Source organism: Clostridium senegalense JC122, from assembly GCF_000285575.1.
Classification (GTDB): domain Bacteria; phylum Bacillota; class Clostridia; order Clostridiales; family Clostridiaceae; genus Clostridium_J; species Clostridium_J senegalense.
Window position 1 is genome coordinate 425,155 of record NZ_HE611053.1, and the last position, 10,045, is coordinate 435,199.

Sequence of the window (10,045 nt, forward strand, 5' to 3'; positions counted from 1 at the left end):
GTACCAGTTGAAGTTACAATTAATAATGCAAAACATTATTTAAATACATCTTATGTTAAGGTTCAACACAGTTATAAGTGCAGTAATAGATGTAATATGTGGTGATTTAAATACATCTTATGTTAAGGTTCAACATAGGTGTAATATGGATAACTTGTACCACTAGGTACATTTAAATACATCTTATGTTAAGGTTCAACACTATCTATTTCAGCCAAAAATACTTTTTCTTGAATATTTAAATACATCTTATGTTAAGGTTCAACTATAACTGCAGGTAGTGGAACTCATGGAGTATGCTGATTTAAATACATCTTATGTTAAGGTTCAACGCAAATTTTTTATTATTCGTCTTTATAAATTTCTTAAATTTAAATACATCTTATGTTAAGGTTCAACATTAATTTATCCATTATTCTAAAAGCAATTTCAGGATTTAAATACATCTTATGTTAAGGTTCAACATTAATTTATCCATTATTCTAAAAGCAATTTCAGGATTTAAATACATCTTATGTTAAGGTTCAACCATTGAAAAATAGCCATTCTTCATTTTCCATTATACACCTTAACCATTGATTTTGCTAGGTTTTATTGTTTTTTTACCAGTGATTTTTATTTTTTAAAGCAAACCAGCAAAATACCTTTTAAACTTAGTATTTTCAAGGCATTACAAGTTTTTAATGAATATTTTGCTGGTAAAATTCATTTTAATTTCTTATCTTTACAACTAAATAATCAAATCTTCACCAGTGTTATTAAGTTGAATGCCTAATATTTCTTCTTCAAATACATTTTCGTTCATAAGTTTTATTATACAAATAAAATCTTCCTCTTTATTTATAACCCTATTTAAGTCTTTTCTTAAAGCTATTAGCTTTGATGGTATTATTTCTCCTCTAAATACTGATTTTTGGAAATGAGATAGATATTTCTTGCATACTTTAAAAACTCTTTGTACTCGTTTCTCGTTAACATCATAAAAAACAAATGCATAGTTAAAATTAATGTTCTTACCCATTTTACATATTCTCCTTTATATTAAATGGTACAAACTTCTTATCTTCCATTATAAATTTTATCAGTTTATAACAATCTAACTTTATAGCAGTTCTATAGCTAACTTTTCTTTTTAATTTTTTATGATTAAAAACAGATTCTAATCTTTCTTAAATATATGGCTGTTGCTAAAAATAATAGTTTATTAATGTATTTGTTACTCTTAAAATTCATTTTACTTATTCATAGTCATAATAAAATTTTTATATGAAATAATCATGAAAAATAGACATTTATTTTGTATGACTTTTCTTAATTAAAAATGGCTTATTCCATGCCTTCAATTATTGCTCCTATTTCATAATTATATTCTAACTTTAAAACATCATAATCAATATCTTTCGTATAATTCTTATATACTACTAAATGTTCACTTTGACTTAGCCACGCTGGTAATGAAATAGTATTGTCATAATCACGCATATTTTCATTATAATCTTCATATAGAATATAGTCTTTTTTAGGAAACTCAATATACCTTAAATCATATATATCTTTACTTTTATAGATACCATGTTGTTTAGATAATATTTTATTAAATTTTTGGTACCCTTCTACAAAATTACTTTCAAGTTCATTTATAATCTTTTTATCATTAAATAATTTATCATAAACTTTGTTTAACCACTTTATATATTTTTCTACTGGAAATAAACCTTCTTCTAAAGTTTCATAAGTTATTTCTAACATTCTTAAATAATAAGGCTTACTATCAGTATCTCTAAAAATATATATTTCACCTATTTTATCCTGCTTTTTCTTTCTGTTTACTCTACCGAATCTTTGGATTAATGAATCTATAGGTGCATTATCTGTAAACATTACATCAAAAATCTATATCAAGTGATATTTCTACAACTTGAGTAGCAACTAATATAAACCTTTCCTTATTGTTAAATTTATCATATATCTCGTTTTCTTTTTAATTCGATCTTTTTTCTTGAATTGAGAATTATACAGAATTATATTTTCTATACCTTTTTCCTTTAGCGCTTTGTATATTTCTATTGATTTATCTATTTTATTTCTTACAATTAATATATTATTTCCTTTGTTAAATTTTAAAATAATATCATCAATTTTATTATCTAAAGAATCATCAATTTTATAGATATAATTTGCTTTTTTCTCAAATAACTTTTTATCACTTATAGTAGGTAATTTATCAATATTTAAAAGCTCTTTAATTTTATTTGGTATAGATGCACTCATTAAACATACAGGTACATTATAATATTTACAAATTTCCAAAAATCTCTTCATAAATCCCATAAGTTTAAAATCATATGAATGAACTTCATCTATTATAACTACAGATTTTAAGAAATTAAGCATTGCAATATTATATCTTCCTATATTTATGAAATATTTAAATAAAGTATCTATTGTTGATACTGTTGCTCCTTTATTAAAAGTTGAAGTAAATAAAATATCACTCTGAAATTTATCATCAACTTTTCCATTTTCCTGCTCATATTTTTTCTCTAGATATATTTTTGAAGAACTATGAATAAGTCCTGTATTATCAAAAAATATATCCTTTGCTCTATCATAAAGCTTATTAGAAGTAGTTTGTGTTGGAAGTGTATAAATAATCTTACTCAATTTATTTTCTATATTATTTATAGCCCACAAAAAAGCTCCTTCTGTTTTTCCCTCACCTGTAGGTATTATTACTAATACACTTCCTTTACAATTCGCAAGTTTTTCTTGAAAATCTTTAGGTATAAATTCATTAATTCCTATTGATTCAGCAAATCTTCTACACAACTCTTTTTTATCAATTAAATAATCAAACTTAATCTTTGGTAAACTACTATTAAATTTAGCTGAAGCTATCCAATCAGCTAAATTTAATATTCCTAATACATATGAATATAATAATCTAATTTTTCTACAACTTTCATCTTTTCTTAAGTAATCTACATCTTCATAAATCTCTTCAATATAAGTACCCAATTCCACCAAATCAACTTTCTTATATTCAAATTCATAATTACATGCTTTATTTAAATACTTTTGATAAACTTCTTTATAATTATAAAAAAATATTTCTGCACAAGGCAGAAACTCAAAATTAAGCATTTTATTATTTCCAACAGTTTTAAAATAACTTTCAGCATTTAAAACTGAATGATGTGTCAAAATGCACAACATCAGCATATTTATACCATAGTCTTCATTAAATTCAAAATCAGTTATATTAGAAAATAAGCTTGATGAATAAAGAGAATGATAGCTTTTTCTTTTATTTTTTATTGTATCTTGAAATTCATATGTAGCTTTACCTATATCATGAAAATAAGCAGAGAAAAAAATCAAATCTTTAATTTTATCTTTGTCATATCCAGTTTCTTTCGAAATAAAATCTAATTCTTTATCCTCAATTAAGCTTAAAGCTGCTTCTATAACCATAAATGTATGGTATTCAAGTGTTTGAGTTGCTCCATTTTTCCTCTTTTTTGCAATAACCTCACTCATCTTTATTCACTCCTCGTATAAGGTAATCACAATATTTAGTAGAAAACTACTTTATCAGTACTACATATAAAACTTTTCATATCTTTCAATTCTACTTCACAGTTTATATACTCAATTTGTTTGTATTCATCACAACTTTCTCTAGCTGTCCTGCTTTCATTATTAACTTTTATTTTATAGTTTAGTGGAACCATATTTGCAGTAGGAAATTCTATATCGTTACTTAAATCCTTTACTTTTACTTTATAGTTATATCCTTTATCCATAAATACTGAATTTATAATATTTGTATCATTATCTTTTAGTTCAATATCAGATTTCACATCATATATCTTTATTAATTCATCGTCTAGTCCTAAAGATGGAATAGATTTTGGTGCTTTTAAGCAGTTTAAAACCTTTTGTCTTAAATCCTCATCCTGTATCATAAGATATATTGTATATTTTGCATTAAATAATTTATCTCTTCTTATGATACTCCTTCCATGCATATTACTTTTGCTTTCAAAAGATTTATATGACCATAAATCTTTCGCTTTACCCTTAATCGAATTTATTACAACAGACACTTGAATTTTTTCTTCATTCAAAATCTTATAGTAATAAGCTTCAGATTTACCCATTATATTAGTAATTAAACCTATAATAGTTGTTTTAGGCGGTGCTAGAAAACTTTTATGATATGTTCTAAAAAATGGAACTCTAAAAGAATTAAATACTCCTTCCACAGAAAATTTTATAATTTTCATACTACTCAACGCCTACCTTTAATGAATTTAAAGCTTCTGTTACTGAAAGCACTTTAATACCTGCTTCATTAAATTCTTTTTTGATTTCATTTTCATTAGCAAAAATATTTTTTGCTAATCCAACAGCTGTATTCATTACAACATCTTTATTATCTTCAATCTCATCAATAATTGCCTGCGTATCAAGATTATTATATTTATCAACATAAATTGAATTTAATAAAAATGGATTTCCTGTTTTCTGCTTTATTGCTACAACAAATTTAGGAGAAATATCTTCAAGATTTCTAGCTTGCTTAGCTCCTCCATTAAAAAATCTTATTGCATCAACTAATTTATTAATTCTATTGTTTATTTCTTCCTCTGATAACATTGGAGTTACTTCATATGTGTATTCATTTACCTCTTTACCGATTTTATCCACATCAATCAGTACATTTCCTCTCATATAATTCAAAGTATCTATTTCAATTTGAACAATATTCCCACTTTTTTTACCTTCATCTTTAACATACTGCTTTCTAGTTAAATAATCATATTCCCCTTTATAAGGATGAATTGAAATCATAGGTGATACCTTAATCGGAGACCATCTTCTTCCTCCTTTAGGAAGCATATATCCAAATAAATCTAAATCGCAAAATTCTCTGTACATTAATTCTTTATTTTCAAATTTTTCTTTTTTCTTATCATAAATTTTATCATTAAATTCTAAAAAATTTGCTTCTCCTTTTTCGTTAATAGCAGTTATTCTTTCTCCTAATTGATATAATGTTTCTTTATAATATCTTCTCTGTGCCTGCCCAGAAATATATGCGTACTCTTCTCCTTTATTATCAGTAATTTTCTTAATGGGAGTTATATTTCCTCCCATACCTTCACTTCCATTTAATGAACCTAAATTAACTTTTGAAATAGTTGCAATATTATAGAACATTTCTATTTGCCTCCCTTTTCTAATTTTTTTAGCATATACAACAGATTTATATTTATCAATAGCATATATAGCAATATAATCTCTAATAATCTCCCAGCTATCTTCTTTATCTTCCATATTAACCAAAAGTTCTTCCATGATAGAATTAAATTCTTTTGTAAATTTAGCTTCATACTGTTTCTTTAATACTGTAAATTTTAAGTCTCTAAAATAAGTAACCATCTGTTTATAATTTTTAACATTTCTAAGTTTAAATAATAGATCTTTATCATCTAAATTAGCTGCAAAAACTCCTATCTCATTACCAATCTTTTTAGATTTACTATGTAAACTCATTACATACTCTCCTCTCTTTATTTCACTTAAATACAGGCTTTCAAACTCATACAATCCAGCACCTAAAGTTCTTTTATTATTTTTTAATATTTTAAATGACACTTCATAATATACTTTTCTTAAATCAGCAAATTTAAGAAGGTTATCGCAAAACTTTTTAATATTCAAATTGACCTTTTCATATTCACTCTTTGACATAGTTATAGATGTAATTAAATTAGATAAATATTTAAACAGGGTAGAATCAGAAGACTTTGTTTCTAATAACTTATTTAAAAACATCATCATTTTATATGCTTTTGTATATTCTTCTAATTGTGATTTCATATTTCCATCCTCTGTATAGGTTACAAAGCTTATTTTAGGTAAATTATTATAAAGTTTTTCTTTCCTTTTTCTAACCCTTTCTGTACTTGTATTTTCATAACTTTCTTCTATATGATATATATTGGATGCCAAATACATAAAAAATTTGATTTGAAATTCTTTCTCACTATTGGATATATAAAAATTTTCATTTTTTATACCATCAGATATAAGCTGTTTTATTAAATCTACATTAGTTGGTATATTCTTACTACCTTTTACCATAATATCATCATCATTTATATCTAAGTGTTCTTTCATTTCATATAATGCACTCAAATCAGTAGAATTTAGATAAATGAAATATGATGAATTATAATATCTTTTCATTTTTACACCATACCAATATATTAAAGCATCCCATTTATCTATAAGATTATTTTTGTTGTCCATCATATCTCTAAAACAATATCCACCATCTTCGAACTGATGAATCTTAGAATCAAATTTAAGTATATTCCCTTTAACTGAATATTCTATATAACTTTCTACAGCCTCAGATTTAGTCATTAGTATAGGAATTTTACACTGATTTTCTTTTTTATACGAAGAACCTTTTTTAAATATTTTTGTATCTTCTATAATGTTTTTATTATTCGAATTATACTGCTTAGCAAATTCCATATACTCATTAAAAATTTCTTCTGTATTTTTTCCAATTTCAGTTGGAGTAATATATTTATATAAATTCTTAACATCATTACCTGAAGCCTTACCTTTAACATCATATTTTCTATCATATATAAATCGATTATTATCTCTATCCCAATAAAGTCTATCATTAGCTGTATGAAATACTATATTATTATTTATTATGAATCCTTTAAATATATCATTATAATACTTATCATCCATACCTTCTGGATATTTTAAAATAAACTTTCCATCATTTAGTTCACAACTTACTCCCTCTATACTGTAAGTTTCTAAATATGCTTTTAAATTAACAAGTCCATTATTATAAAAAACATCTCTTTTAGTAAATTCCTTTATAACAAATTTATTACTCAATATCAAAATTTACCTCCAATCACATTTGCAAAATCCTGCACCTATTATTGAGTTTTTTTCTGCCAATCCCCCACCTAGGACAGTAAAGGCTAATTTTTGAGATATATCATCTTCATTTACCTTGATGCGAACCTTGTTTGCCAATAACTTAATCCCCTTGTAACTATAAGCTATAGGTTTTTTGTTTAATATTTTAAGCTTTTCAATAAAATAATCCTCTGCTTCTTCAATTTCTTCATCAAAAAAAAACTTAAACTTTTTCTCAGCATTATTGTGTAATCTTTTAACTAATAAGAATATATCTCCATCAGATAACCACGGTTTACTATCTATAGTAACCACTGCTGGTGTAATGGTTTCAATGTAATTTATAGGTTTTCTTTCTATTATCCTTAAATCAGTTGAGATTATTTTCATATAATCGTTTTCAAATCCATTAAAACAATTTTTAATTTTAATAACATAATCCTCATTAAAGCTTCTAATGTTGAAAATATATATTCTTTTTTCCTTATATATTCCATCTTTTTCTAAAGGATATAAATTATCAAATACATACTTATATTCTTTACTTTTATGTAGCTTTTTAATTTTTCATCATTAAGCATTACTCTACTTATTGTATTTCCAATTACTTCACTACTTTTAGAAAAATGTATGTTCTCCTTTAATAAAATAGTTGTAACAAGCTGAAAAAATTTCATTATACCACCTCTTTCATAATAAATAAAATTATTATTAATATAATTCATTGTGATATTATTTATTTCCACATATTTTTAAATTTATACTCATTAAAAATATAATATTTAATTAATACATTATATGTTAAGGTTATACTGCATTGTCTAATTAAAATAATTCATTGATTTATATACATAAAATGTTGTTTTTTATAATTATGTACAATATTTCAAACTTTAAACCCAATTTTTTAATCATTAGGTAAAATTGTTGAAAAAAAGATGTGATAACACCCTATCTATCTTATTCATATTTTGAATTACTGCTAAATAAACATTGTTCAAATGCTTTTTAATGTATTCATCTTCTAATAACATATTTCTTATATCAAAAATAAATTTTTTCTCTAATTTTTTTCATAAGACCTATTTCATACATTCTTCTAAATTAATATATTTATTCAATATAATCTTGTATTTTTAAGTTTATAAAAAAATATTTGTTAAGGTTCTTTATAATACATTATATTACTATAACCATAGTTTCACATCCCATGTTTTTTAATTTTTTATAAAAAATTAAACTGGCTAACAACCTTTTTCATATCCATATTTCAAATTCATATATCATAACTTTGTTAAATTTTTTGCAGAATAATTTAAATACATCATATGTTAAGGTTCAACCATTGAAAAATAGCCATTCTTTATTTCTTATTATACATCCAAACTATTGATTTTGCTAGGTTTTATTGCTTTTTTACCAGTGATTTTTATTTTTTAAAGCAAACCAGCAAAACACCTTTTAAACTCAGTAGTTTCAAAGCATTGCAAGCTTTTAGTGAATATTTCATTGGTAAAATTCATTAATTTTATATTTTTATTTTCCTCACTTATTAAAAAATAACTTCTAGATGGCACTAACCCTTTGGATAACTTTCCTTCTTTACAAATTTTAATTATGCAATCTAACTACTGTATAATTTATATATTTAAAAAATTACAGATATAAGCACAATTTTTGTTAGTCTTTTTTCTCAACTGATAACAAAAATTTTATGTATAAATTTAAGTTGGAGATTATATCCCCATGTGCGTAAAGCTAAGCCACTTTATTTCAATAAAATATTCTTCTTTTAAGCTTTTAATACATTATGTAATAATAAAGATTTTAAATAAGCTATTCATTGAAAATTGATTTAGAAACTCTTATAGATTTTTCTTTGATTTTTTCACCTAATCCAAGGACGGATTAGCCGGTGCACCAGACAAGGACGTCGCTTCTCCGGGTAGTCATAAAAATCAGATAAAAATATATTTAGAGTTTCTTTGAAATTTTCACAGACTAGCATTTTAAATTTTTTCATTATTACTTTTTAACACTATAAATTTGGGGTTTCTAGGCTTAGCTTTACGCCTATGATTATATCCCTATATAATATGAATTCCTTATATAAGACTCATTACAGCATAATATTTTTATTTACTTTCATATTAAATTTAAAAGTAATATAAAACTGAATAAACTTGCTAATTTCTTTTAAAAAACATAAAAAAGAGTCGGAACTCTCTCCTCTTAATGCATATATGAATAGTGAGAGCTTAATTTTAGGAGGGTTTATTTATGTTATATGAATTAAATTTTAATGAAGTTGAGGCTATTAAAGCAAAGGTTAGTTTTGATGATATTTTAATTTTAGATTATATATTTAAAAATCATAATAAATTTATATCTAAAGTTTCTAATGGAGAAAAATACTACTGGCTAGATTATGATGAAATGTTAGAAAATCTACTTATTCTTAATATAAAAAAAGATACACTTTATAGAAAGCTTAAAAAGCTTTGCAGAAATAAAATTCTTAAACATACTGTGTTAAGAGACAACGGAGCATATTCCTTTTATGGTTTCACAGAAATCTTTTATAGAATATTTGATGTTAAAAATAATAACAATTCTAAAAATAACCATAGTGAAAAATCTCCGAATATATCTATGGATAAAAATACCAATAGTCTTGATAATTCTTTTTCTTCTTCGGATAATTTGCAAAATAGTTGGGATTCTACCCCATAATGCTATGGATAAAAATCCTTATAATATGGATTTAGGTGATTTTATGTCCGTATCAAAGGTATTTTTTAAAGACCTTCATGGAGATAATTCCTTGATGAAAGATATATATAATATATTAAATAACATAACAATGTTATTTAATAATATAAAATCTATAAATAGATTTTATATAAATAATCAAAAAGATAATAATAATATATATAATAATATAACAACAACTACTAACAGTAGTACTAGTAGTACTTCTAATAGTTTTAGTTATAATTTAAATAAGGATTTAAATCCTATAAACTCTAAAGTTTATTCTTACTACAGCGAAAATGGTTTTGGTAATTTAACTACAGAT

10 protein-coding genes, 1 pseudogene and 1 CRISPR repeat array are annotated in these 10,045 nt (G+C 24.1%); of the genes and pseudogenes, 2 read left to right on the top strand and 9 right to left on the bottom strand.

The window, feature by feature from the left end:
• The first annotated feature begins 37 nt into the window (after window positions 1-37).
• A CRISPR array of direct repeats spans window positions 38-529; the repeat unit is 30 nt; unit sequence ATTTAAATACATCTTATGTTAAGGTTCAAC.
• Between the two features lie 201 nt (window positions 530-730).
• From cas2 to CSGHG_RS23395, 9 genes and pseudogenes are all read right to left on the bottom strand, one after another.
• Window positions 731-1,021 (bottom strand): CRISPR-associated endonuclease Cas2, encoded by a 291-nt coding sequence (gene cas2 / locus CSGHG_RS15995; RefSeq protein ID WP_010297526.1) that lies wholly within the window; start codon window positions 1,019-1,021, stop codon window positions 731-733.
• A gap of 1 nt (window position 1,022) precedes the next feature.
• A pseudogene (locus tag CSGHG_RS24450) lies at window positions 1,023-1,169 on the bottom strand (type I-B CRISPR-associated endonuclease Cas1b); the annotation flags it as partial.
• Window positions 1,170-1,326: 157 nt separating this feature from the next.
• Window positions 1,327-1,881, bottom strand: coding sequence for a hypothetical protein (locus tag CSGHG_RS23390; protein ID WP_026022404.1), 555 nt, complete (start codon window positions 1,879-1,881; stop codon window positions 1,327-1,329).
• A 4-nt stretch (window positions 1,882-1,885) separates the two neighbouring features.
• Window positions 1,886-1,936: a hypothetical protein gene (locus tag CSGHG_RS25115; RefSeq protein WP_412766368.1), complete on the bottom strand. Its 51-nt coding sequence runs from the start codon at window positions 1,934-1,936 to the stop codon at window positions 1,886-1,888.
• On the bottom strand, window positions 1,930-3,540 hold the full coding sequence (locus CSGHG_RS16005; RefSeq protein ID WP_026022405.1) for a CRISPR-associated helicase/endonuclease Cas3: 1,611 nt from the start codon (window positions 3,538-3,540) through the stop codon (window positions 1,930-1,932). The genes CSGHG_RS25115 and CSGHG_RS16005 overlap by 7 nt, the downstream gene beginning before the upstream one ends.
• A 35-nt stretch (window positions 3,541-3,575) precedes the next feature.
• The gene (gene cas5, locus CSGHG_RS16010; protein WP_010297529.1) at window positions 3,576-4,289 is read right to left on the bottom strand and encodes a CRISPR-associated protein Cas5; all 714 of its coding nucleotides are present in this window, start codon (window positions 4,287-4,289) and stop codon (window positions 3,576-3,578) included.
• 1 nt (window position 4,290) lies between these two features.
• Window positions 4,291-6,939, bottom strand: a complete 2,649-nt coding sequence (gene cas7i / locus CSGHG_RS24455) for a type I-B CRISPR-associated protein Cas7/Cst2/DevR (protein ID WP_235700166.1) — start codon at window positions 6,937-6,939, stop codon at window positions 4,291-4,293.
• 9 nt (window positions 6,940-6,948) lie between these two features.
• Window positions 6,949-7,356: a hypothetical protein gene (locus CSGHG_RS22845; protein WP_010297534.1), complete on the bottom strand. Its 408-nt coding sequence runs from the start codon at window positions 7,354-7,356 to the stop codon at window positions 6,949-6,951.
• Between the two features lie 113 nt (window positions 7,357-7,469).
• Window positions 7,470-7,643 (bottom strand): hypothetical protein, encoded by a 174-nt coding sequence (locus CSGHG_RS23395; RefSeq protein ID WP_155844781.1) that lies wholly within the window; start codon window positions 7,641-7,643, stop codon window positions 7,470-7,472.
• A 1,603-nt stretch (window positions 7,644-9,246) separates the two neighbouring features.
• Here CSGHG_RS23395 and CSGHG_RS16025 point away from each other — a divergent pair.
• Both CSGHG_RS16025 and CSGHG_RS16030 read left to right on the top strand, forming a co-directional pair.
• Window positions 9,247-9,699, top strand: a complete 453-nt coding sequence (locus CSGHG_RS16025; protein ID WP_010297539.1) for a hypothetical protein — start codon at window positions 9,247-9,249, stop codon at window positions 9,697-9,699.
• 4 nt (window positions 9,700-9,703) lie between these two features.
• Window positions 9,704-10,045 (top strand): hypothetical protein (locus CSGHG_RS16030; RefSeq protein WP_010297544.1); only part of this gene is annotated, 342 nt, incomplete at its 3' end.